The organism is Rhodococcus ruber, assembly GCF_016804345.1.
In the GTDB taxonomy this organism is placed as follows: domain Bacteria; phylum Actinomycetota; class Actinomycetes; order Mycobacteriales; family Mycobacteriaceae; genus Rhodococcus; species Rhodococcus ruber.
Genome location: NZ_CP044211.1, coordinates 1,074,849 through 1,097,330, shown reverse-complemented (window position 1 = coordinate 1,097,330; position 22,482 = coordinate 1,074,849). Strand labels below are relative to the sequence as shown.

Annotated in this window: 22 protein-coding genes; 7 read left to right on the top strand and 15 right to left on the bottom strand. The window is 70.8% G+C overall.

Annotation, left to right across the window (positions count from 1 at the left end; translation table 11 throughout):
• Positions 1-89: 89 nt before the first annotated feature.
• A complete protein-coding gene (locus F1734_RS05120; protein WP_010594524.1) occupies positions 90-365 on the bottom strand; it encodes a hypothetical protein in 276 nt (91 codons plus the stop codon).
• 193 nt (positions 366-558) lie between these two features.
• Here F1734_RS05120 and F1734_RS05115 point away from each other — a divergent pair, with 193 nt between their 5' ends.
• Positions 559-774 (top strand): hypothetical protein, encoded by a 216-nt coding sequence (locus F1734_RS05115; RefSeq protein WP_040273804.1) that lies wholly within the window; start codon positions 559-561, stop codon positions 772-774.
• 167 nt (positions 775-941) lie between these two features.
• On the opposite strand, the gene F1734_RS05110 is transcribed toward F1734_RS05115, so the two are convergent.
• From F1734_RS05110 to F1734_RS05095, 4 genes are all read right to left on the bottom strand, one after another.
• A complete protein-coding gene (locus F1734_RS05110; protein WP_040273802.1) occupies positions 942-1,538 on the bottom strand; it encodes a DUF3618 domain-containing protein in 597 nt (198 codons plus the stop codon).
• Positions 1,535-1,954, bottom strand: a complete 420-nt coding sequence (locus F1734_RS05105) for a phage holin family protein (protein WP_010594527.1) — start codon at positions 1,952-1,954, stop codon at positions 1,535-1,537. Before F1734_RS05105 ends, F1734_RS05110 begins: the two co-directional genes overlap by 4 nt.
• Positions 1,951-2,853 carry an ATP synthase subunit B family protein gene (locus F1734_RS05100; RefSeq protein WP_040273799.1) on the bottom strand — a complete coding sequence of 301 codons (903 nt, stop codon included), beginning with the start codon at positions 2,851-2,853 and terminating at the stop codon, positions 1,951-1,953. The genes F1734_RS05105 and F1734_RS05100 overlap by 4 nt, the downstream gene beginning before the upstream one ends.
• Before the next feature lie 242 nt (positions 2,854-3,095).
• Positions 3,096-4,529, bottom strand: coding sequence for a glycoside hydrolase family 140 protein (locus F1734_RS05095; protein ID WP_203011403.1), 1,434 nt, complete (start codon positions 4,527-4,529; stop codon positions 3,096-3,098).
• 306 nt (positions 4,530-4,835) lie between these two features.
• Between F1734_RS05095 and F1734_RS05090 the strand changes: the two genes are divergently transcribed.
• The 6 genes from F1734_RS05090 (at position 4,836) to F1734_RS05065 (ending at position 10,001) form a co-directional block, all read left to right on the top strand.
• On the top strand, positions 4,836-5,012 hold the full coding sequence (locus F1734_RS05090) for a hypothetical protein (protein WP_238424104.1): 177 nt from the start codon (positions 4,836-4,838) through the stop codon (positions 5,010-5,012).
• Between the two features lie 158 nt (positions 5,013-5,170).
• Positions 5,171-6,736, top strand: coding sequence for an FAD-dependent oxidoreductase (locus tag F1734_RS05085; protein WP_017680930.1), 1,566 nt, complete (start codon positions 5,171-5,173; stop codon positions 6,734-6,736).
• A complete protein-coding gene (locus F1734_RS05080) occupies positions 6,733-7,770 on the top strand; it encodes a DUF5914 domain-containing protein (protein WP_010594533.1) in 1,038 nt (345 codons plus the stop codon). The genes F1734_RS05085 and F1734_RS05080 overlap by 4 nt, the downstream gene beginning before the upstream one ends.
• Before the next feature lie 98 nt (positions 7,771-7,868).
• Entirely contained in the window at positions 7,869-8,942 is a 1,074-nt protein-coding gene (locus tag F1734_RS05075) for a patatin-like phospholipase family protein (RefSeq protein ID WP_203011402.1), read from the top strand.
• Positions 8,943-9,047: 105 nt separating this feature from the next.
• The gene (locus tag F1734_RS05070) at positions 9,048-9,395 is read left to right on the top strand and encodes a hypothetical protein (protein WP_172603504.1); all 348 of its coding nucleotides are present in this window, start codon (positions 9,048-9,050) and stop codon (positions 9,393-9,395) included.
• 204 nt (positions 9,396-9,599) lie between these two features.
• Entirely contained in the window at positions 9,600-10,001 is a 402-nt protein-coding gene (locus F1734_RS05065; RefSeq protein WP_010594536.1) for a TIGR02611 family protein, read from the top strand.
• 15 nt (positions 10,002-10,016) lie between these two features.
• Here the strand turns inward: F1734_RS05065 and otsB are convergent, their stop codons facing one another.
• From otsB to F1734_RS05015, 10 genes are all read right to left on the bottom strand, one after another.
• Positions 10,017-13,976, bottom strand: coding sequence for a trehalose-phosphatase (otsB, locus tag F1734_RS05060; protein WP_203011401.1), 3,960 nt, complete (start codon positions 13,974-13,976; stop codon positions 10,017-10,019).
• Between the two features lie 145 nt (positions 13,977-14,121).
• Positions 14,122-14,925, bottom strand: a complete 804-nt coding sequence (locus tag F1734_RS05055; RefSeq protein ID WP_010594538.1) for an ABC transporter permease — start codon at positions 14,923-14,925, stop codon at positions 14,122-14,124.
• Entirely contained in the window at positions 14,922-15,905 is a 984-nt protein-coding gene (locus F1734_RS05050) for a daunorubicin resistance protein DrrA family ABC transporter ATP-binding protein (protein WP_010594539.1), read from the bottom strand. The genes F1734_RS05055 and F1734_RS05050 overlap by 4 nt, the downstream gene beginning before the upstream one ends.
• A gap of 77 nt (positions 15,906-15,982) precedes the next feature.
• Positions 15,983-16,801 (bottom strand): SDR family oxidoreductase, encoded by an 819-nt coding sequence (locus tag F1734_RS05045; protein ID WP_017680933.1) that lies wholly within the window; start codon positions 16,799-16,801, stop codon positions 15,983-15,985.
• A gap of 58 nt (positions 16,802-16,859) precedes the next feature.
• Entirely contained in the window at positions 16,860-17,576 is a 717-nt protein-coding gene (locus F1734_RS05040; RefSeq protein WP_003935934.1) for a TetR/AcrR family transcriptional regulator, read from the bottom strand.
• Positions 17,577-17,657: 81 nt separating this feature from the next.
• Positions 17,658-18,830 carry a lipid-transfer protein gene (locus F1734_RS05035; protein WP_203011400.1) on the bottom strand — a complete coding sequence of 391 codons (1,173 nt, stop codon included), beginning with the start codon at positions 18,828-18,830 and terminating at the stop codon, positions 17,658-17,660.
• Entirely contained in the window at positions 18,827-19,228 is a 402-nt protein-coding gene (locus F1734_RS05030) for a MaoC family dehydratase (RefSeq protein WP_203011399.1), read from the bottom strand. The genes F1734_RS05035 and F1734_RS05030 overlap by 4 nt, the downstream gene beginning before the upstream one ends.
• The gene (locus F1734_RS05025) at positions 19,225-20,262 is read right to left on the bottom strand and encodes a bifunctional MaoC family dehydratase N-terminal/OB-fold nucleic acid binding domain-containing protein (protein WP_064066302.1); all 1,038 of its coding nucleotides are present in this window, start codon (positions 20,260-20,262) and stop codon (positions 19,225-19,227) included. The genes F1734_RS05030 and F1734_RS05025 overlap by 4 nt, the downstream gene beginning before the upstream one ends.
• Positions 20,263-20,276: 14 nt before the next feature.
• Complete coding sequence (locus F1734_RS05020) at positions 20,277-21,428, bottom strand: acyl-CoA dehydrogenase family protein (RefSeq protein WP_017680937.1); 1,152 nt, start codon at positions 21,426-21,428, stop codon at positions 20,277-20,279.
• On the bottom strand, positions 21,413-22,471 hold the full coding sequence (locus F1734_RS05015; protein ID WP_017680938.1) for an acyl-CoA dehydrogenase family protein: 1,059 nt from the start codon (positions 22,469-22,471) through the stop codon (positions 21,413-21,415). The genes F1734_RS05020 and F1734_RS05015 overlap by 16 nt, the downstream gene beginning before the upstream one ends.
• Positions 22,472-22,482 lie beyond the last annotated feature (11 nt).

Here is a 22,482-nt window from a genome sequence, read left to right as displayed (position 1 = left end):
TCACGGGAGAGCGTGGAACTCGAGCTGGGCTGCCGGTGCGGAACCGTCGGAGCAGTTGCCGGGGTGCGCGTCGAGACGGGTATCGAACGTCAGGCCGCCTGTGCGACCTCCGCGCTCGTCACCGGGATCGACTGCTGCGATTCCGCCTGCGCGACGGCCGCCGAGGGCGCACCGCAATGCCCGGTCGCCCGGCACACCAGGTGTGTGGCCGCGCAGAAGATCCCACCGAGTACTGCCCACAGCAGCGAACCGAACATCCACAGCCCCACCACCGCCACGGCCAGAATCAGTATGCCGTCCAGCACGAAAGCCATCGTGGGATGTGCAACCAGCGGTTCGTCGTTGCCCTGCCGTTCCGACTCCATACGCCCGTCTCCTTTCCTGCCGACTCCGTATCCGATACCCCGCTCGGACGGAATCCACACCCCGGGTGCACGAACCCGGGAGGCGCCGCAACGAACGCGATACGCGTTCGACTGGCGACATCGTTTTGTGATGCGATACAAATCAGTGCATAATGTGAGAGCGATCACATTGTGGTACGGCAGGGGGTACATCGTGATCCATACCTTCGAGGGTCGGCACAGGTTACCGACCGATAACGACGAGGCCGACGAGTCCCGCTCGCGTCTGCGGCACACGTCCGGCACGGCGGGCGTCGCCTGCGCCGTAGCGGCAGCCATGACGGTCGCCGTCACCGGTTCGGTGCTGCTCGGACTCGCGATCGCGGTATCCGTTCTGGTGGCCGTGGCCGTCGCCGCCGTCATGATCTGACGTCGCGGGGCCGGCCTCGGGGAGCGCCGAGGACTCGGCACGGCGATCCGGATCGTGTTCTTCCGCGACGACTTCTTCCGCGACGACTTCTTCCGCGACGACGACGCGCCGGCCTGCATGGCGAACGTCCCGCCCTCCGGCCGAGGGCGGGACGTTTCGGGCTCAGCTCAGCGCCGGTCGCGGACGGTGTGTGCGGCGTCGCGTGCGTCACCCTGCACCGTGCGCGCGGCGCCGGCACCTTCCTCGGCGACGGTCGTCGCGGCATCCCGAGCCGTGTCGGCGACCGCGTGCGCCGCCTCCTGCGCGGGCTGCGCGAGCCGCTGAGCGGTGTCCTTGGCAGCGTCGGTAGCTTCCTGCAATGCCGGCTCCGCGGTCTCCTTCAGCGCGACGGCGGCCTGCTGCTCGGACCGGCTGGCGGGCACCAGCGCGGCCGCCACGAGGCCGGCGCCGAACGCGATCAGCCCGACCGCCAAGGGATTGCCCTGCGCCTGCTGCTGCGCGGTGGCGGGCACGCCGCGTGCCGCGTCGGTCGCCGACGACACGGCCGAACGGCCGGTGTCCGACAACTGCGACGTCGCGTCCTGCGCCGTGCCCATGACCCTGTCCCGCATCCGGGACAGCGAGCCGCCGATCCCGCCGACCTTGCGCCGGGCGATCGTCGAGGGCCGCGCCCGATCGGCGAGCGTGTCGACGTCGGCGCTGAGACTGCGTCGCGTACGGTCTATTTCGGCGCGGATCCGATCCGGGTCGTCGGTGTTCGTCATCGCTTCTCCTGGGGATGAGGGGCAAGTGCTCCGGGCACCTGGGAAAGGGTTTCGGTGGTGCGGGGAAGTCCTTTGGCGCGAGCCAGCTCCGAGCGTCCCAGCACGGCCAGCAGCGTCGCGACGACCGCCCACACGACGGTCACGACGAGGGCCGACCAGCCGCGGCCGATCGCATTGCCCAGCGCCCACCATGCGGCGATGGACAGGAACAGCAGCACGAAGTGCGCCGCCACCGCGGCGCCGGCCAGCATGCCGGCGCCCTTGCGGGCACGGGTCGCGGTCTGGGTGGCCTCGGCCTTCGCCAGTGCCAGTTCCTGGCGCATCAGGGTGGACAGGTCACCGCTGACATCGGCGAGCAACTCGCCCAGCGAGCGCTGGTCGCCGGCTCGATTGTGTTCTGCGGGAGGAAGAGTCACGGCCGCACCTCCCCACCGGGATGCGGCGGTGCATATCCGCCGGGCGGCGGGGTGCCCGTCCCCGGCGCCGAGTAGCCGCCGGGCATCGGAGCCCCCGTCGCGGGTCCCGCAGGATACGTTCCGGGCGCCGACGTGCCGGGTCCCTGCGCCGGGTACGCGTATCCGGCGGGCCCGCCGGCGCCGGGATCGGCGGCGGTGAACCCGGGGTGCGCGACCCCTGGGGACTGCGCCGTCGGCGAATGAGGCGCGGGAGAAGCCGGGTCGGAGGAATGTGTTGTCGCGGAACCCGATCCGGAGTCCGCGTCCTTCAGTCCGCGACCGAGCCGGCCGAGGACGAATCCCGCTCCCGCAGCGAGGGCGATGAAGGCCCCCGGTCGACGCCGGGCGAAACCGCTGACCTCGTGCAGGACTCCACCCGGCTCCCGCTGTTCGAGCCAGGAGGCGACGGTGTCGGCTCGGTCGGCCGCCTGGCGGACGAGGTCACCGGCCATGCCGGGCTGCTCCGAGTCGCGCGCCATCGAACCGAACTGCGCTCCGAGCGTGCGCAACCCCTCGGCAACCTTCTTCTGCTGTCGAGCGGCCTGGTCGGTCAGTTCGTCCCGGGTGCGCCGCAGCACGTCCTGGGCCTGCGCAGTCGCTTCGTTCTTCACGCGGGCAGCCTGATCGCCGGCCGTTCCGGCCACCTCCCGGCCTGCGTCCGCGGCTCGCCCGGCGACCCGGCCGGCCTGTTCCTGCGCGACCTGCGCCGACGACGCATCGTCCGGTTCGCCGCGTGCCGTCCGATACTCGTCGAGACGGTGCCGGGGCTCCGGTATCGGACCGTCCGGGGAGGTGAAGGGTTGCTCGGTGAGCGGGTCGGTGCTCCGTCCGCCCGGGTCCGGGTATCCGCTGTACGTCATCAGTGTTGTCCTTCCGAGGGGATCGGGAATACGGCCGGCACTTCTGCACGGTCCTGCCTGTGCCGGGCCGTCCCGCCGTGTCACCGGCGGTCGCCGATGGTCGTCGATCTCCACCAGCCGTACGCCCCCCGCTTACCCGGGTCCGGGAGAGGCAAACGTGCCGCATATCCGGCATTACCGACGGTTCCGGCAGTTCCGGCAGTTCCGGCGGTCGGCCGGAACCCGCCACCCCGTAGCCCGCATCAGCCGGTGACCACCAGCAGCCAATCCTCCGCGCCACCGACGTTCGTTCCCGGCGTGGACACGTTTCCGTCCCGGTCCACCTGCGCCGGCAACGCGGGCGCTGCGGCATCGGCGGGATCGATCCAGGCGTAGCTCGCTCCCTGCGGGATCAGGGAGAGCGCGAGCCGGATCGTCCGCTCCGTCGGCACATAGACGACGGCGAGGGCGCCGTCCGGCGTGCGTGCGGCGGTGACGTAGTCGTTGTCCAGGACGTCCACCGTCTCGTCGTCCGTCGCGCGGGTCCCGCGCCCGTCGAGGACGAACGGGTCGTCGACGTCCGGCACCAACTGCCACCACGCCCACGACGCCCACAGGTCACGGAGGGCTCGGAGTTGCGTGACGGCGGGGGTATCGAGACGCGCTGCCCAGCCGTCCCGGAACTCCCAGTCGTCGGAGCCGCGGAACTCCCCCGGGGAGCCGGATGTCAACGCCCACAGCGCTTGGCGGCGAAGCGTCTCGTCGGTCGTCGGCGCAGTCTCGGGCTGGTTGTTCTCGCCCTCGTAGTTGCCCTCCGCGAACACGGCAGGACGCGGATCCCGGACGCCTGCCGGTCGCTCGTACCCGTCCAGCACGGCCTTGTAGGTCGGCAGGTAGGTGTAGACGAAGTTCCAGTCCACCAGTGGCTCCCAGAACGGGTTGTCCGTGGAGAGCGATTTCTGGGGGCCGAGCTGTATCGAGAACGGCCTGTCCGAGCCGGCCGCCCTGATCCCGTCGAGCACGGCGCGCAGTACCCGGTCCGATTCGGCCCCGGCGGCAGCGTCGTCCGTGTCGGGCGAATAGTCACCGCCGGTCAGCCAGACGATGTTCGGGAACCGGGCGTATCGCTGGGCGATCATCCGGCCGTAGACCGCAGCCTGTTCGGGAGTGGCCGATGCGAACACGCCCGAGAGGTTCCACCCGTCGATCGGATACAGGAACAACGTGTTTCCGTACCGGCACGCGATTCGGGCGTACTCGTCGACGCGCTCCCAGTACGGCTCGTTCCATGCGGTGATGTCGCCGCCGACGAACGGTTCGATGCCGTCGAAAGTGGCTCCGTTCTCGTTCGGCCCGCCGTTGTCGGGGTCGGCGATCACGGAGACGAGGGCCGCGTCGAACCCGTGCGCTGCTCGATTCGCGAAGTACAGCTCGGCCTGCTCGGGCGACCAGTCCGCCATGCCGGACCACGGCGAGTCCCCGCGGATCAGAATCGGGTCACCGTGCTGATCCTCGAAGTAGCGGCCGTTGCGACCGACGGAGGAGACGTAGCGATGGCCGGCGCTCTCGGCGACGTCGCACGCGGCGGCCGCCGGGACGGTCGCCGGCGGCGACGAAGGAACCCGCGGCCCGCCGCGGTCCGTGCAACCGGCGACGCAGAGCAGGACCAGAAGGGACAGGGCGGAGTGTCTGTTCACGGTTCTCCCGCCCGGCTGCGCGCTCGACGGAGTGCGCGTCCGACGAGGCTTCAGCCGTTCCACCGGCCCCGGGGCCGTACGGGTTCGGCTCCGGATGCGCTCAGCCGAGTCTATGCCGTCGCGACCCGGCCGGCCTGAGCCTTCCGTGCCGGACACCGGCCCGATCGGTCCTGAGCGGTCCCCGTGCCGTGAGCCGAGCGCCCGTTCCGCCTCGAACGCCACCCGGTCCGGCTTACCGTGAGCGTGCGGCGGCATGTTCGCGCCCGGGCGATCACCGGCCGCACACACACACGGAGAGGGAGCACGTTGAACGATCTCCTCCGGCAGGTCGCCGAACTGCGCACGGATCTGCGGGCCCTGGACCGGCGGGTGCGCTCCCTCGCCGATGCGTTCGACATGGTGGAGCCGGCGGCGGACGACGACACCGGCGAGGCCACCTGCGGGAGGTCATCGACAGCCTCAGCGACGCCCATCTGGATCTGAGCACAGCGGACAAGCATCTCGAAGCTGTCGCGTCCCACGCGGCACGCCTGCGCGGCTGAGCTCGTCGGCCGTCGCGGCGGACATCACCGCGGTAGGCTCGGGCTCGCCACTGTTCGACCACGACGGCCGGTCCCACCGGCGCCGCAGGAGGCAGTTACATGAACGGTGCCGTCGGCAGCGACCCGCGGATCGCCCACCACCCCGCCTCCAGGGGTGCGCCCGACACCGGGCATCTGCCGCAGCGGCCCCGCGTGGTGGTCGTCGGCGCCGGCATCGCAGGACTGACCGCCGCCACCGCGCTCGCCGAGCGCGGCGTGGAAGTCGAGGTGCTCGAACGCGAGGCGTACCTGGGCGGACGGGTCGGCGGCTGGCGTGAACGTCTCGACGACGGCACCGGACTCGCCATGAACCGCGGGTTCCACGCCTTCTTCCGGCAGTACTACAACCTGCGCCGGTTGTTGCGACGGACCGACCCCGATCTGCAGCGGCTGACGGCGGTCGACGACTATCCGCTCGTCGACGGCGCGGGCCGGCGCGACACCTTTCGCGGAATTCCCAACACCCCACCGTGGAACGCACTGGTGTTCGCGCTGCGCAGTCCCACGTTCCGGCTGCAGGATCTGGTGCGCATCGACGTGCGGGCCGCGGCCCCGCTCGCGACCGTGTCCGTGCCGGAGATCTACGACCGGCTCGACGACGTCGACGCCCAGACCTTCCTGCAGCGCATCCGTTTTCCGGAGGCGGCCAATCACCTCGCGTTCGAGGTGTTCTCGCGCAGCTTCTTCGCGCCCCCGGCCGGGATGTCGGCCGCCGAGCTGGCCACGATGTTCCACATCTACTTCCTCGGCTCCGCGGAGGGCCTGCTGTTCGACGTCGCCACCGGCAACTTCGACACCGCCCTGTGGGGACCGCTCGGCCGGTATCTCGAGGGCCACGGCGCGCGCATCCGGACCGCCACCGCGGTGACCGGCATCGAACCCGGCGGCACCCGGACCTTCCGCATCCACGACGACACCGGCGGCAGCACCGACGCCGACGGCCTCGTCCTCGCACTCGACGTGGCCGGATTGCGCGCCCTCGTCGACGCCTCGCCCGATCTCGGTGATTCCGGGTGGCGCTCGCGGGTGCAGCACCTGCGGTCCGCTCCCCCGTTCCTGGTGCAGCGGCTCTGGCTGGATCGCCCAGTCGCCACGGACCGCCCGGCATTCCTCGGCACCGGCGGCCTGCGCCCGCTCGACAACATCAGCGTGCTCGACCGCTACGAGGAGGAGGCCCGCGGCTGGGCCGCTCGCACGGGCGGTTCGGTCGTGGAACTGCACGCGTACGCCGCCACCGGCGACGGAGTCGGCGAATCGCGTTCGCCCGAGGATGTGCAGGCGCAGGTGCTCGCGCGCCTGCACGCGATCTACCCCGAGACCGCCGCCGCCCGCGTCGTCGAGGAACGCACGCTGTGGCGCCAGGACTGCCCCCTGTTCGGGGTGGGCGATTTCGCGCACCGGCCCACCGTCCGCACCCCGCACGAGCGGCTGATGCTCGCCGGCGACGGCATCCGCATCGACCTGCCGGTGGCCCTCATGGAACGCGCGGCCACCACGGGGTGGGAGGCCGCCAATGCCCTTCTCGCCCAATGGGGCATTGCCGGCCACGACCTGTACACGGTTCCCACCCGGGGCCGCTCGACGGTCCTGCGCCGGCTCGCCGCCCTGGAAAGGCGCCCCGCATGAGCGTGCTCGATCCGCTGTACCGTCGCTGGCCCGCCACCTGGCCCGTCCAGCCCATGGATCCGGACCACTGGGCCGCACAGGCGCCCACCTACCGGGGTGCCCGCCCCGAGCTGATCAACGCCGTCCTCGACCGCTCGCAGCGCCGCCCCTCCGGCAACTGGTACGTCGTGGCCGCCAGCCGGGACATCGGTGCGGAGCGTCCCTTCGGCGTCACCGTCGCCGATGTCGAACTCGTCGCCTGGCGCGACGGCGAGCAGGTGATCGTCGGCCCCGGCGCGTGCCCCCACCTCGGCGCGCCGATGTCGCTGGCAGCGGTGGACTGCGGTGCGCTGGTCTGCCGTTGGCACGGTCTACGCATCGACGCCGCAGGCGCGTACGGCTGGAAACCCTTCCCGAGTCACGACGACGGGGTGCTCGTATGGGTCCGGCTCGACCACGTCGGCGGGGAGACACCGACAGAACTGCCCGTCGTCCCCGAGCGTCCGACCGCCGACTCCCGCATCGCAGCCGTCGCCACCCTCGTCGGGGTGTGCGAACCCACCGACATCGTCGCCAACCGCCTCGACCCGTGGCACGGCGCCTGGTTCCATCCGTACTCGTTCGCCCGCCTCGAGGTGGTCGAGGCACCCTCCACCCACGGCAGCCCGGGCGACGAGGACCGGTTCGTCGTCGACGTCACCTTCCGGGTCGCCGGCCGGATCGGGGTTCCGGTCCGCGCGGAATTCACCAGCCCCGAACCGCGCACCGTCGTCATGCGCATCGTCTCGGGCGAAGGCGTCGGGAGCGTGGTCGAGACCCACGCGACCCCGCGTGGCACCGGCCCGGACGGCCGTCCCCGGACGGCGATCGTCGAGGCCGTCGTCGCCGACTCCCCCCGCCCGGGGTTCGGCATGGCCACCCGGCGCGCGGCCGCCGCCCTCCGCCCCCTCATGCAGCGCACGGCCACCCGGCTGTGGCGCGACGACCTGGACTACGCCGAGCGTCGCTATCAGCTCCGTGCCGCGACCTCACCGGGCCCCGTGCCCGGACGCTGACTGCGCCGCCTCCCCGTCCCGCCGCCGCACCGTAGGTCGCCTCGGATTCGGGTCCGAGGACCCTGGTCCGCGCCGCGGCTCGCGCGCACAGTCGAGACATGCTCGACACCGTCCTCGACATCTTCCGGGTGCGCCAGTACTTCGACGTTCTCGCCCGCGGTCGGGACGTGGTCGACGGCGTGCGCACCGACACCGGATTCCTCCTCGACGTCGCGCGGGCGGCCCTGCAGCGGCCGTCGGGCACGCGGGACCGGGAACTGCATCCGTTTCCCGCGTTCGAGCCCTTCCGGGTCCGTGTCCGGGAGGGCGATCGGATCGCGCTGGCCGCGACCGGGGGCAGCGGAGCGCTCGCATCGCTGGTCGGGGTGGCCCGCGCACTGGAGGAGGGCGGGATCCGGCCGTCGGTCGTCTCGCTGTGCTCCGGTTCCGCGCTGTTCGGCTTCCCGATCGCAGCGGGCGTCCCCGCCGACGAGGTCGCAGCATTCACCCTCGCACTCGACCCCGCGGACTACATCGACGTCGACTGGCGACGCCTGCTCACCGTCGCACCGACCGTGGGCCGCGGCTTCGCCGGCATCCTGCGTGGCGACGCGCTCGAGGCCACGTACCGGCGCCTGCTCGGCGACATGACGCTCGCCGCGCTGCCCGTACCCGCCTACGCGCCGATCTGGAACATCGAGCAGAACCGCCTCGAGTACCTCGGGCCGCGAACGTATCCCGACCTGTCGGTGGCCCGGGCCGTGCACATGGCGGTCGCGCTGCCGCTGTTCGTCGCCCCCGTCGCACTCGGTGGGTTCCACTGGTGCGACGGCGGGATCGTCGACATCTTCCCCGTCCACCCGCTGCTCGACCTCGAGCAGCCGTGCGAGGTCACCCTCGCCGTGAACGGCTTCTACCCGCCCGGCTTCGAAGGCGAGGACGCCACCGGCTGGGCTGAACGCCGCGCGAGCATCCTCTACATCGCCGCTCAGGTCCGCACGTCCCAGCAGGTCGAGCTGGCACGGGAGAACTTGGCGCGGCTGCGCGCGGCCTCGCGCGTCTCGATGATCGAGCCGGTGCCGTACGCGAAGGTGCGGGGCGTCGGTTTCTACCGGCAGTTCCTCGGCACCCGGGACTGGCCGGAGTTCATGCGCGCCGGACGCGCCGCCGCCCGCCGTGTCCTGACGGCATGACTCGTCGGCAGCCGAAGTTGTCGGACCCCTGCGGCACTGTGTACAGCGTGCCCGTACGGGTACCACTCGACCGAACGGCTCGGGAGATTCCACGGGAGGTTCGACATGGTGAACGTAACGATGTTCCGTCGGGTGATCGCGCCGACCGCGGTGGCGTTCCCCTCCTCCGCGCTCGCGGACGCCCTGGTCGCTGCGGCGGCCGACGTGCCGCTGCACGGATCGGTGGCCCGCACGGTGGCGAGCAGCGTGGACGACGCGGCGCGGGCGCTGACCGCCGACGAGGGCGGGTTGTTCCCGTCGCAGGCGGCCGCCCTCGTCTACGAGTGCTTCGTCGGGGCGATACACGGGCTCGACACGATCGACACCGCGGTGGCACTCGGCGCCGTCTTCACCGCCTACCTGGACCGGCTCACCGCCGCCGGTCCCGTTCCGACGGACGTCGCGGCAGCCTGACCGGCCGGCGGACCGGCCCGCGACGTGCAGGTCCGCGTTCCCGGGCCCCGCCGTGACCGCCGGTCACCGGTAGACTGAAGGTCGACCCTGCCGTGCACGGCAACCTGGTATGACGAGAAGCAGGCTCGGTAGATCGTGAGTGAAGGACGGAGTGGGCACGCGGTTTCGCCCGGCCGGGCCGAGGCCCGGACCCCGGAATCCCCGTTGCGCCGGCTGAAGCAGCGATGGCTCCGCTGGCGGCGGCGCATCGAGCGGCGTCCCTCCCTGAACCTGACGTACCGCATCACCGTCGGGACCTTCGGAACACTGGTGTTCCTGGCCGGCATCGTGGCCATCCCCTATCCCGGCCCGGGCTGGCTCATCGTCTTCGCCGGCCTGGGCATCCTGGCCTCGGAGTTCGCCTGGGCGCACCGTCTGCTGCACTTCGCGCGGGGCCGCTACGACCGCTTCATGCACTGGTTCGGACAACAGTCGCTGGTGGTACGGGGTGCGGGAGCGCTCACGACCGGCGCGATCGTGGTCATGACCCTGTGGCTGCTCGGCACCCTCAGTCTGGCCGGCGGCTGGGTCGGGGTCGACTACTCGTGGCTCGAAAGCCCGCTCTGAGCTTCTCCCGGATCGTCACAGCATCCGCACCGTGTCGCCCGGATGCAGGCGTTCGACCCGGCCCCGGCACTCGATCTCGATCGGCCGCTGGATGCCCGCGCCCGCACTGACCTCGACCTGACGGCCGGAGATCCGCACCTGCAGGTGGTGTCCCCGGTAGAAGATCGGGAAGGCGAGCACACCGAGTTCCTCCGGCCACTGCGGGCCGAAGACCAGGCGGTCACCGCGGGCTTCGAGACCGGAGAAGCAACGCTGCAGCAGGTCGACGCTGCCGGCCATGGCCGCGAGATGGATCCCCTCCGACGTGGTGCCGCCCTGGATGTCGGCGATGTCGGACGCCAGCACGCGGTCGAAGAATTCCATCGCCTGACCGCGGTGTGCCCGGGCCAGTACCCACGAGTGGACGACCGCGCTCAGCGTCGACCCGTGCGACGTCCGTGCCATGTAGTAGTCGATCGTCCGCGGGATGGTCTCGCCCGTCAGCTCGTAGCCGAGCCTCTCGAACAACTCCCGCAGTTCGTCCGCCGACAGCAGGTAGAACAGCATGAGCACGTCGGCCTGCTTCGACGCGCGGTAGCGGTTGACGTCGTCGCCCTCGGCCTCGAGAAGCCGGTCCAGGCGCTGGACGTCGCCGTGCCGGCGCCGGTATCCCTCCCAGTCGAGTTCGGCGAGGTCCCCGTAGCCTTCGAACTGGCTGATGACCTGATCGTGGAAGGGCACGAACATACGCCGGCTGACATCCTCCCAGCGCGCGGTCTCGCGCGCGGTCAGACCGAGGGTGTCGACCAGTTCGGTGCGCATCCGCAGCGGGATGATCTCCAGCGCGTCGAGGGCGCGCAGGATCACCCAGACCGCCATGACGTTGGTGTAGGCGTTGTTGTCGATACCGTCGAACGGCGCGTCCGGATAACCGGAATGGAACTCGTCGGGGCCGATGACGCCCCGGATGACGTACCGGTCGCGGGCGTGGTCGTAGGTGGCGATGTCGGCGAAGAACCGGGCGATCTCCACCAGCATCTCGGCACCGTAATCCGCGAGGAACCCGAGGTCCCCGGTCACCTGGTAGTACTGCCACACGTTGTGCGCGACCGCGACCCCGATGTGATGCTGGCGCCAGCTCGCGTCGGGATTCCACCGTCCCGACTTCGGATTGAGGTGAACCTGCTGGCTCTCCTCACGGCCGTCGCTGCCGGACTGCCACGGGAACATCGCGCCGGTGTGACCGGCCTCCCGCGCCGCGCGGCGCGCCTCGTCCAGCCGGCGGTACCGATAGCGCAGAAGGGAGCGGGTCAGTCCCGGCAACCGCAGGTTCAGCACCGGCAGCACGAACAGCTCGTCCCAGAAGATGTGCCCGCGGTACGCCTCCCCGTGCAGCCCCCGCGCCGGAACGCCGACGTCGAGCTCCGCGGTGTTCGGCGACAGCGTCTGCAGCATCTGCAGCAGGTGCAACCGCACGATGCGCAGACCTTCGCCGTCGCCCCCGAGGTAGATGTCCACCCGGTCCCACAGGTGCACCCAGGCGAGAACATGTCCTTCGAGCGTTTCCTCGAAGCGTCCCGTGCGGGCCAGCCAGCGGGCCGCTTCCTCCGACGGCTCGGACACCGCCAGGTCACGCCCGGTGAACAGGGTCGCCATCTTCTCCAGGGTCACGGGCTGGTGGGCCGCCACGTCGAGCGCGATGATGTGTCCGACCCGTCCTCCCGAATCGAGCAGGGTGTACTCGGCGGGGACGCGTTCGCCGTCGCGCCACAGCGTGCTGCGGGCAGCCACGGCGACGGGAATCCGGGACTGGTTGGTCAGGACCGTCATACACACCGAGTCCTCGGACAGCCGGGCGGTGTGCAGCAGCCGCAGATGGTTGCCGTCGAGGTGCCGGTAGCGTTCGACGAGCGCGTTGCGGACCGAGCCGTCGACTTCCGACCGGATCTCGAGCCGCCCCGTCCAGTCCTCCGGGACGATCGTCGTCTCGAGGCCGCACACGTGCGGCTGGTGCATCGCGACGAACCGTCGCTGCACGACCGTCGTGCTGCGGCCCGCAGCGTCGCGGAAACGCAACCGCCGGGTGAGCACGGCCCGGCGCAGATCGAGGTACTGGCAGTACTCCCGCACGTCGACGGCGTCGATGTCGAACCACTCACCGCCGTCGATGCGGAAGGTGACCGGCAGCCAGTTCGGCAGGTTCACCATGCTCTCGTTGTCGATGGTGCGACCCGCCACCTCGTCCGTCAGGCGGTTGAAGATCCCGGCGGCGTACGTGCCGGGGTAGTGCACGGTGCCGGCGTGGGATTCGGGGGCGCAGCCACGGGTGGCGAAGTACCCGTTGCCGACGGTGCACACGGCCTCGCGCAGTTTCTCGGCCGGCGGATCGTAACCCTCGAAGTACAGCGTCCAGGCGTCGTGGCGCGGACCGACCTCCTGGTTCTCGCCCCACAGTTCGGCGAGCTGCTGCAGCAGTCGGCGGACCTGCTCGGGACCGTCCAGCGAGAACTGCGCTGCCGACCGGCGGTCACCGTCCTCGTTGTGGCACACCACGATTCCGAGCCCGGTGCCGGCAAGCGCGTCGAACGCGTCCTCGTCGGAGATGTCGTCCCCGATGTAGACCGGCATCGGGTCGTCCTCGTCGCGCACGTGCTCGAGCACCCATTCGAGGGCGCGGCCCTTGTCCCAGTCGACATCGGGGCGGAGCTCGACGACCTTGCGACCGGTCGTGACCCGGAGGTGGTCCTCGGCAGCGGCGATCTCGCGCACATCGGCGACGAGTCCGTCGGCGCGGTCCGGGGGGACGTTGCGGTAGTGCACGGCCACGGTGAACCGCTTGTGCTCGATCACGACGCCCGGCACGTCGTCGAGCCGTTCCTGCAGGGCGGCGGCGGCCCGCTCGAGGCAGGGCACGGCGGCCAGGGCCGCGTCGTTCTGCCGGTGCTGCCCGTCGGGGCCGACCAGCTCGAAGCCGTGGCTTCCGACGTACCACAGTCCCGGGAGACCGACGCGGGTCTGCACATCGGCGAGGTCCCGCCCGGAGACGACGGCGACGGTGCACTCGCTCGCCAGTGTGGACAGCACCGCCGACGCGCCGTCGAGAAGCGTGGCGGCTGCGGGATCGTTCACGATCTCGGAGAGCGTGCCGTCGAAGTCGAGAAAGACCGCGGGCCGGCGTTTGCCGAGCAGTGCGGTCAGCTGCTGGAACGAGGCCAGGCCGTCCGGAATCTGGGACATCCGGCGGTCGCCGGTGCGCACCGCCAGCTCGGCGAGGTCCTCGACCACCACGTCGGCGCCGCGGCGCTGCAGTTCCTCGCGATGGTGGACGCGGTCCACGCCGACGACGAGCCCGAATCCACCGCGTCGGCCCGCGGCGACGCCCGCCTCCGCGTCCTCGACGACGACGGACCGGGCCGGGCGGACCCCGAGCCGGTGGGCGGCCTCGAGCATGGCTGCGGGGTCGGGCTTGCCGGGCAGCCCGAGTTCGTCGGAGACCACGCCGTCGACTCGGACGCCGAACAGATCCGCGAGCCCGGCGGATTCGAGCACGAGCGTGCAGTTGCGGCTCGAGGTGACGACCGCGGTGTCGAGTCCGGCCTTCTGCACCCGGCGCACGAGCTCGACGCTCGACTCGAACACCGGGACCCCGTCGCGATGGATGCGCTCCCGGAACATCTCGTCCTTGCGGGCACCGAGACCGCACACGGTCTCCATGTCCGGGCCGTCGTCGGGATTCCCCCACGGCAACGTGATCCCGCGCGAGGCCAGGAAGTCCGCGACGCCGTCGACACGCGGCTTGCCGTCGACGAACTTGCGGTAGTCCTCGTCGGTGAACTCGCGGTGGTTCTCACCGTCGTGGTCGGGGCGCTGGGAGAGATACCGGTCGAACAGCTCCGCCCATGCCGCGGCGTGGACCGCTGCGGTGTCGGTGACCACTCCGTCGAGGTCGAAGATCACCGCGTCGTGACGGCGAGGGTCGATCACCGGCCCGCTCATCGCTCTCTCCCGGTCGATTCGTCCATGTCGGCCTGCTTCCCTGTCCTGGCTCGGCAGGCCCACTATCCCACGCCGACCGGCCTCGCTCCGGCTCCTTGGGACATCCGGCGTCGACCGGGGACCTGCGCCTCCGGTCCAAGGTCCCTCAGCGGCTGACGGCCTTCTGGTAGCGACGGATCGCGAAGGGCACGAAGACGATCAGCATGGCGGCCGTCCACAGCAGCGACGCGAGGATCGGGTTCTGCAACGGCCACGCATCCGAGACGGGCATCGTCGGATTGGTGTTGCCGAACAGCTCCCGCACCGCCTGCGTCAGCGCCGAGACCGGGTTCCATTCCGCGATCGTCTGCAGCACCGGTGGCAGCGAGGAGATGTCGACGAAGGTGTTGGCGACGAACGACAGCGGAAAGATCACCATGAAACTCGCGTTGTTGAACACCTCCGGCGTGCGGATCCACATCCCCACCACCGCCATCACCCAGGACAGCGCGTAGGCGAACAACAGCAGCAGCGCGTATCCGGCGAGGGCCTCCCCGAACGACGAGTGGATCCGCCACCCGACGAGCAGACCCGTCAGCGACATGACCACCAGGCTGAGCACGTTGATGAGGACGTCGGTGGAGGTGCGGCCCACCAGCACCGCCGACGGCGCCATGGGCAACGAGCGGAACCGGTCGATGATGCCCTTCTGCAGGTCCTCGACCATGCCCAGACCGGTCCAGGTCGCCCCGAAGATCACCGTCTGGGTGAAGATGCCGGCGATGAGGAACTCGCGGTAGGACATCCCCGGAACCTGGATCGCGCTGCCGAACACGTACGCGAACAGCAGCACGAACATGATCGGCGAGAGCATCGTGAAGACGATGAGATCGGGCACCCGCTTGATCTTGATGACGTTGCGCTTGGCGATGGTGACGCCGTCCGACACCATCATCTGAGCCGTGTTCATCCCACCGCCTCCTCGATCTTCTCGTCCGCCTCGTGCCCGGTGAGGGCGAGGAACACGTCGTCCAGTGTCGGTTTGCGCAGCGCCACATCGGTGACGCGGATGCCGGCCGCGGACAGGCGGCCGAGCGCCGTGGCCAGCGCATCGGCGCCGCTGCCCGTCGAGCCGGTGTCGCTGAGCGGCACGGTGACGCGACCGGAACCCGCGTCGGCCTGGATCTCGCCGACCGCGAGGTCGTCGAGCTCGCGGCGCACGGCCGGGATCGTGGCGGCGTCCGCGACCCCCAGCTCGATGCGTTCCCCGCCGACGAGGCGCTTGAGTTCGTCGGCGGTACCGCGGGCGATCACGACCCCCCGGTCGATGACCGCGATCCGGTCCGCGAGCCGCTCCGCCTCCTCCATGTACTGGGTGGTGAGCAGCAGCGTCGTCCCTCGCGCGACGAGCTGGTCGATGACCTCCCACAGCTGCAGCCGGGCCCGCGGGTCCAGACCGGTGGTGGGTTCGTCCAGGAACAGCACGGGTGGTTGCGCCACGAGCGCACCGGCGAGGTCGAGCCGGCGCCGCATGCCGCCGGAGTAGCCCTTGACCGGCCGGTCCCCCGCCTCGACCAGGTCGAACTGTTCGAGCAACTCACGTGCCCGCTCGCGGCTGCGTTTGATGCCCAGATGATAGAGGCGGCCGACCATTTCGAGATTCTCGAAGCCGGTGAGGTATTCGTCGACCGCGGCGTACTGGCCCGAGGCGCCGATGCGCGCACGCAGCGCGCGTGCATCGGCGACGACGTCGAGTCCCGCTACGGTGGCCCGGCCCTCGTCCGGCACGAGCAGGGTGGTGAGCACCCGCACCGTGGTCGTCTTGCCGGCGCCGTTGGGCCCGAGCAGCGCCGTCACCGTCCCTTCCGGGACTCGCAGATCGATTCCGTCGAGGGCCGTGACCGGTCCGTACCTCTTGATCAACCCCTCGGCGACTATGGCGTCGGCCATGAGTCCTCCCCGTCGTCGGATGTGCGCCCCAGTGTGCTACAGACCTCCGACAGGTTTCGAGCGGTTTTCCCGGCTCGTCAGATACCGGCCAGCAACCGTTCCTGATAGCGCCGCATTCCGGCGAGCCAACGGTCGTAGTCGGCTCCCTTCATCCGGTACATGTCGAGGACCTCGGGGTGCGGGAGGATCAGGAACTGCTCGGCCTCGACGCCCGCGAGCACCACCTCCGCGACGTCGGCCGGTTCGAGGACCGCGCCCGCGGACGTGACGGCCCGTGTGGCCGCCGCGCCCAGGCCGTCGCCGGCGGTCTCGCCCTCGTGCAGCAACTGGGTGTTCACTCCCATGGGGCACACGCAACTGACGCGGATTCCCTTGCCGCCGTAGGTGACCGACAACCACTCGGCGAATCCCACCGCGGCGTGCTTGGTGGCCGAGTAGGTCGCCGATCCGATCTGGGTGAGCAGCCCCGCGGCGGAAGCCGTGCTCACGAAGTAGCCCTCCCCTCGCTCGAGCCACCGCGGCACCATCAGTTGCGCGGCGCGCACGTGCGCGCGCAGGTTCACATCGAGTGCGCGGTCCCAGGCGGCTTCGTCGGCGTCGAGTCCCGCCCCGCCCCCGATCCCGGCATTGGCGAAGTACAGCGCCACGGGACCGAGGTCGGTCTCGGCGCGGTCGACGATCGCACGGATACGGTCGGGATCGGAGACGTCGGCACCGACGCCCACGGCCAGACCGGCGCCCTCCGGATCGAGTTCGCGAGCCACCCGGCACGCGGCGTCGCCGTCGAGGTCGGCGACGAGCACCCGTGCGCCCGCGGCTACGAGCCGGGCCGCGAGTGCCGCGCCGATTCCGTTCCCGGCTCCGGTGACAACGGCAACCTTGTCTTCGACGTGCACGGGGCTTTCCTCTCGTCGCGGGATGGTCCCCCCTGTTTAGTTGAATCAGACTTCAAGTTCAAGTGGTTGCGGCGGCTCGCTCCGGAATCCGCAGGGCGTTCGCCCACAGCCGCGTCAGAGTGGACACCAGCACATCGAAATCCACGCCGTCGCCGTCGCCCAGTGCGAGCGTCGAGTAGGCGAGGCGGCTGACCATGCCCGACAGGGCACGCGAGGCGAGCATCGGATCGATCTCCGGATCGGCGATGCCCCGCTTCTGCAGGTCCGCGATGCTGCGCGCATTACGGCGGATGAAGGTCTCACCGCGCCGGCGCCGCAGCTCGCGGAACCGCGGATCGATGCTGGCGACCTGCTCGAGCAGCACCATGAGACGGGCGTTACGACGGTACGCCTCGAGGTACGCCCGGTTGCTGGCCTCGAGCACCGCGTACGGATCGTCGGTCCCGGCGACCCGGCCCATCCCCGGGTGCAACATGTCCTCCTGGGCCTCCTGGAGGACGGCTGCGAACACCTCCTCCTTGTTGTTGAAGTAGGTGTAGAAGGATCCCGTCGAGCACTTGGCCTCACGCGTGATGTCGGTGAGCTTGCTGTCGAGGAACCCGGACCGTTCGAAGACGACCCGCGCCGCTGCGATCAGCTCGGCACGGCGGCGCGCCCCGCGCTGGGTGACCGGCGGGTCGTGCAGCAGGTCCGCCGGCGCCATGGACGGTGCCGGGCCGTCCCAGTCGGCGTCGCGGCCCGCGTCGCCGCGGCCTGAGTGTGAGGCGGAATTCATGTCCTACTTATACCGTCCCGCTCGATTCCCGGCCGTGATGTCCCGCCGGATCCCTCCGGGTCCGGGCCGGCGTCGCCGCCCTCAGCCCCGCGTCAGCACCAGTCCCGACGTCGGCACCCCGGTGCCTGCGGTGACCAGCACGTTCTCCACGTCGGGAACCTGATTGACGGAGGTGCCGCGAACCTGACGCACCCCCTCGGCGATGCCGTTCATCCCGTGGATGTAGGCCTCACCGAGCTGGCCGCCGTGGGTGTTGAGCGGCAGCCGCCCGCCGAGCTCGATCGCGCCGTCGGCGACGAAGTCCTTCGCCTCACCGGGTGCGCAGAAGCCGAGTTCCTCGAGCTGCATGAGCACGTACGGGGTGAAGTGGTCGTAGAGCACGGCCGTCTGCACGTCCTGCGGGCCGAGACCGGACTGCTCCCACAGCTGGCGGCCGACGATGCCCATCTCGGGCAGCCCCGTCAGCCCGTCCCGGTAGTAGCTGGCCATGATGTACTGGTCCGGTCCGCTGCCCTGCGCGGCGGCCGCCACCACGGCGGGCGGCTGCGGCAGGTCCCGGGCCCGGTCGGTGGTGGTGACGACGAGCGCGACACCCCCGTCGGATTCCTGGCAGCAGTCGAGCAGGTGCAGCGGTTCCGCGATCCACCGCGAATTCTGGTGGTCGTCGAGGGTGATCGGCTTGCCGTGGAAGAAGGCGTGCGGATTCGTCGCGGCGTGCCTGCGCGCGGCGACGGCGACCTTCCCGAAGTCCGCGCTGGTGGCGCCGGTGACGTGCATGTAGCGTCGGGCGGCCATCGCCACGAACGACGCCGGGGTACCCAGACCGTGCGGATAGGAGAAGGCGTAGTCGGTGCCCGAGGAATTGACCTGTGTGGACAGCGCGGTGTTGACCTGGCCGTACCGCGCACCGGAGCGTTCGTTGAATGCCCGGTACACCACCACGACCTCCGCGACCCCCGTGGCGACGGCCATTGCCGCCTGCTGCACGGTGGCACAGGCCGCGCCGCCGCCGTAGTGGACCCGCGAGAAGAACTTCAGGCTCGGGATGCCCACCGCACGGGCGACGGCGATCTCGGTGTTGGTGTCCATCGTGAAGGAGGTCAGGCCGTCGACGTCCGCAGGGCGCAGTCCGGCGTCGGCCAGCGCCGCCCGCACCGCCTCCGCGGCCAGGCGCAGTTCACTGCGGCCGGAGTCCTTGGAGAAGTCGGTGGCGCCGATGCCGACGACGGCGGCGCGACGGGACAATTCGCTCATGCGGTGCCTCCGATCACGAGGACGGCCTTCGCGGTGATGTGATCGCCCAGACCGTTCCTCCCGACGACGTCGACGGTGATGCGACCGTCGTCCTCGACGGCGGCGACGGTTCCGGTCAGCGTGAGCGAGTCGTACGCGTACCAGGGCACCCCCAGCCGCAACGAGATCGACTTCAGCACCGCGCGCGGGCCCGCCCAGTCGGTGATGTACCGCTGCACCAGTCCGGTGTCGGTGAGGATGTTGACGAAGATGTCCTTCGAGCCGCGCTCCTGTGCCTTGTCGCGGTCGTGGTGCACATCCTGGAAGTCCCTGGTGGCCAGGGCAGTCGAGACGACGAATGTCGGGTCGGCCCGGATCATCAACGGCGGCAGGGCTTGTCCGGCCGTTGCCACGTTCATGCGCGCTCCTCGCTCGACTGCCAGGCGTACAGGGTCCAGGGGTCACCGCCGGTGTCGTCGTCGCCCGGGAAATCGAGAAAGATTGCCTCGACGGGCATCCCGACGCGCACGTCGCCGGGGTCCACCCCGCGCAGCTCCCCGAGCATCCGGACGCCCTCGGCGAGTTCGACGAGGGCGACGACGAACGGCACCGTCCGGCCCGGCACCTTCGGCGCGTGGTGCACCACGTAGCTGAAGACGGTGCCCCGGCCGGACGCGACGACGTAGTCCGTCGTCTCGTCCTTGTCGAGCCACAGGGCCGGCACCGGGGGATGCTGCAGCGTGCCGTCGGGGCGCCGCTGGATCCGCAGTTCGTGCGCGGCGACACCGTCCCAGAAGAACCGGGTGTCCTGCGACGCGGACGGCCGCAGCATGCGGGTGGGGTCGAGATCCTCCGGAACCGTGAGGGCCGAATGTGACATCGGTTCGATCGAATCGACGGGATGTGACATTCGGTCGGTAGCGCGGGAGGGTGGCGCGAACTTCAGGATGCGGAAGAGCATCTCGGCGACCACCTCGTCGCCGACCTTCCACACGCTGCGGGTGGTGAAGAACCAGCCCTCGCCGAGGCCGGTCTTCTTCGGTCCGGCGAGGTCCTCGAGGGTGGACTCGATGGTCACCTCCTCGCCGTGGCGCAGATAGCGGTGGTAGAGCTGATCGCAGTTCGTGGCGACGACCGACGTGTAGCCCGCCTCGTCGAGGATCTCCGTCATCCGGCGGAGCGGATCGTCCTCCTCGCGCTTGGCGCCGAGGCCTCGCATGGTCCACACCTGTGCCATCGCCGGCGGCGCGACGGCGCCGTCGTGGCCGGCCGCGATCGCGGCGGCGTCGTCGGTGTAGATCGGGTTCTCGTCGCCGATCGCCTCGAGCCAGTTGCGGATCAGCGGCAGGTTCACCGGGTCACGGCCCGCCCGCGGCTCGGACGGGCCGTCGGCGCGGACGCGCTCGCCGGCCGCGCGGATCTCGTCGTGGGGACCCGGCACGCCGGTGCTCATCGACACGTCCTCCTTCACCGCGGAACCCTGGGCATGGCCAGGCCCGCCGTCGCGATCAGCTCGCGCATCACCTCGTTGACACCGCCGCCGAAGGTGATCACCAGGTTCCGCTTGACCTGCATGTCGAGCCAGCGCAGCAGGTCCGCGGTCGCCGGGTCGCCCGGGTCCCCGAACCGGCCGACGATCTCCTCCGCGAGCCGGCCCGCGCGCTGGATGCGTTCGGTGGCGAACACCTTGGTGGCCGACGCGTCCGCGATGTCCACGGCCTCGGATTCGCTGGCGGCGACCTGCCAGTTGAGCAGTTCGTTGAGCCGGAACGTCGCATGGATCTCGCCGAGCGCGCGCCGCACGTCGGGCTCGCCGAGCAGGTCCCGGGAACGGGCCCAGGCGGACAACCGATCGTAGAGCCCGCCCACGCGACCGGCGGGGCCGAGCATGACGCGTTCGTGGTTGAGCTGGGTGGTGATCAGCCGCCAGCCCTTGTTCTCCTCGCCGACGAGCATCTCGACCGGGACGCGCACGTCGCTGTAGTAGGTGGCGTTGACGTGATGCGCGCCGTCGCAGGTGATGATGGGCGTCCAGCCGAAGCCGGGATCCTTGGTGTCCACGATGAGGATCGAGATGCCGCGATGCCGCGAGTCGGCGCTGCCGGTGCGAACCGCGAGCCAGATGTAGTCGGCGTCGTGGCCGCCGGTGGTGAAGATCTTCTGCCCGTTCACCACATAGTGGTCGCCGTCGCGCACGGCCGTGGTGCGCAGCGCCGCGAGGTCGGTTCCGGCGTCGGGCTCGGAATAGCCGATCGCGAAGTGCACCTCCCCCGCGAGGATGGCGGGCAGGAACTTCCGCTTCTGCTCCTCGGTCCCGTAGACCTGCAGGGTCGGCCCGACGGTCTGCAGGGTGACGCTGGGCAGCGGCACGTCGGCGCGCACGGCTTCGTTGACGAAGATCTGCTGCTCGACCTCACCGAAGCCGCGGCCGCCGAATTCGACGGGCCAGCCGACTCCGAGCCAGCCGTCCTTGCCCATCCGGCGCACGACCTCCCGATAGGTGGGTCCGTGGCGCTCGGTGCGCATGATCGCGGCTTCCTCGGGCGAGATCAGATCTGCGAAGTACCGTCGCAGTTCCGCCTGCAGCGCGCGCTGCTCGTCGGTCAGGTCGATGAACACCGGGCCCCCACGAGGTCTAGTCGGTACGAGGCGCCGCCGAGCAGGCGCGCCAGGTCCTTTGCGGTCGAGGAATAGCGGTGCAGCGGGTAGGTCTCGTCCACGCCGAGACCGCCGTGCAAGTGGTGCAGCACGCCCATCGCGGGCGGCAGCTCCGCGGCGATCCAGTACGCGGCGACGTCGAGGTCGTCGTCCGCGGCGGTGCTGCGGGCGTCCTGCGCGACGCGCCAGGCCGCGGCGAGTGCCGCGACGTGCAGGGTGCGGGAGGTGACGTAGACGTCGGCGATCTGCTGGGCCACCGCCTGGAACGTGGCGAGCGGCCTGCCGAACTGATGGCGGGTGCTCACGTGCTGTGCGGTGAGTTGCGTTGCCCCCGAGAGCAGTCCGTCCGCGTAGGCACCGACCGCGGCGAGCGCCAGACGGTACAGGGCGGCGACGTCGGCGGCCGGCTCGGCGCCGTCGCCGAGGCGCAGGCCCGGCGCGGAGTCGAGCCGCACGGAGAACTCGGGAGCACGGGCCGACGACGGGCTCTCGATGAGGGTGACGCCCGGCGCCGTGGGCTCGACGGCGATCACACCGGCGGCGGTGGGCACCAGGATCCGTCGCGCCGTCGCCGCGTAGGGGACGCCGACGAAGTGCCCGGTGACGGCGTGGCGTTCCCCGTCGGGTACCGCCGTGGCGGTAGGCGACGCCGGGAAGGCCCGGCCGGCCTCGGCGAGAGCGGCGGTGAGGACGGCGCCGTCACCGACGTCCGCGAGCAGCTCGTCCTGCTGCGCCGCGGTGGCGAGGGTCCGGACGGGCAGCACGCCGAAGCCCAGGGTGGCCAGGGCCGGCACGGGTGCGGCGCCGCGTCCGATCTCGGTGAGCAGAGCGGCGACCTCGGCGACACCGAGATCGTCACCGCCGAGCCGCGCGGGCAGGGCGAGAGAGAGCAGGTCGGCGTCGGCGAGGGCACGCCACAGTTCGTCCGGGCCCAGGCCGCGGGCCAGCAGGCCCACCGCGACCTCGGCCACGGCCTCCTGCGTGTCGTCACGAGCGAAGTCCACGGATCCACCTT

Excerpts from the sequence above, each read along its gene's own strand:
- F1734_RS05120 (WP_010594524.1), bottom strand. The coding sequence starts at position 365 with ATGGAGTCGGAACGGCAGGGCAACGACGAACCGCTGGTTGCACATCCC.
- F1734_RS05110 (WP_040273802.1), bottom strand. The coding sequence starts at position 1,538 with ATGACGAACACCGACGACCCGGATCGGATCCGCGCCGAAATAGACCGT.
- F1734_RS05100 (WP_040273799.1), bottom strand. The coding sequence starts at position 2,853 with ATGACGTACAGCGGATACCCGGACCCGGGCGGACGGAGCACCGACCCG.
- F1734_RS05085 (WP_017680930.1), top strand. The coding sequence starts at position 5,171 with ATGAACGGTGCCGTCGGCAGCGACCCGCGGATCGCCCACCACCCCGCC.
- F1734_RS05080 (WP_010594533.1), top strand. The coding sequence starts at position 6,733 with ATGAGCGTGCTCGATCCGCTGTACCGTCGCTGGCCCGCCACCTGGCCC.
- F1734_RS05075 (WP_203011402.1), top strand. The coding sequence starts at position 7,869 with ATGCTCGACACCGTCCTCGACATCTTCCGGGTGCGCCAGTACTTCGAC.
- F1734_RS05070 (WP_172603504.1), top strand. The coding sequence starts at position 9,048 with ATGGTGAACGTAACGATGTTCCGTCGGGTGATCGCGCCGACCGCGGTG.
- otsB (WP_203011401.1), bottom strand. The coding sequence starts at position 13,976 with ATGAGCGGGCCGGTGATCGACCCTCGCCGTCACGACGCGGTGATCTTC.
- F1734_RS05055 (WP_010594538.1), bottom strand. The coding sequence starts at position 14,925 with ATGAACACGGCTCAGATGATGGTGTCGGACGGCGTCACCATCGCCAAG.
- F1734_RS05050 (WP_010594539.1), bottom strand. The coding sequence starts at position 15,905 with ATGGCCGACGCCATAGTCGCCGAGGGGTTGATCAAGAGGTACGGACCG.
- F1734_RS05040 (WP_003935934.1), bottom strand. The coding sequence starts at position 17,576 with ATGAATTCCGCCTCACACTCAGGCCGCGGCGACGCGGGCCGCGACGCC.
- F1734_RS05035 (WP_203011400.1), bottom strand. The coding sequence starts at position 18,830 with ATGAGCGAATTGTCCCGTCGCGCCGCCGTCGTCGGCATCGGCGCCACC.
- F1734_RS05030 (WP_203011399.1), bottom strand. The coding sequence starts at position 19,228 with ATGAACGTGGCAACGGCCGGACAAGCCCTGCCGCCGTTGATGATCCGG.
- F1734_RS05025 (WP_064066302.1), bottom strand. The coding sequence starts at position 20,262 with ATGAGCACCGGCGTGCCGGGTCCCCACGACGAGATCCGCGCGGCCGGC.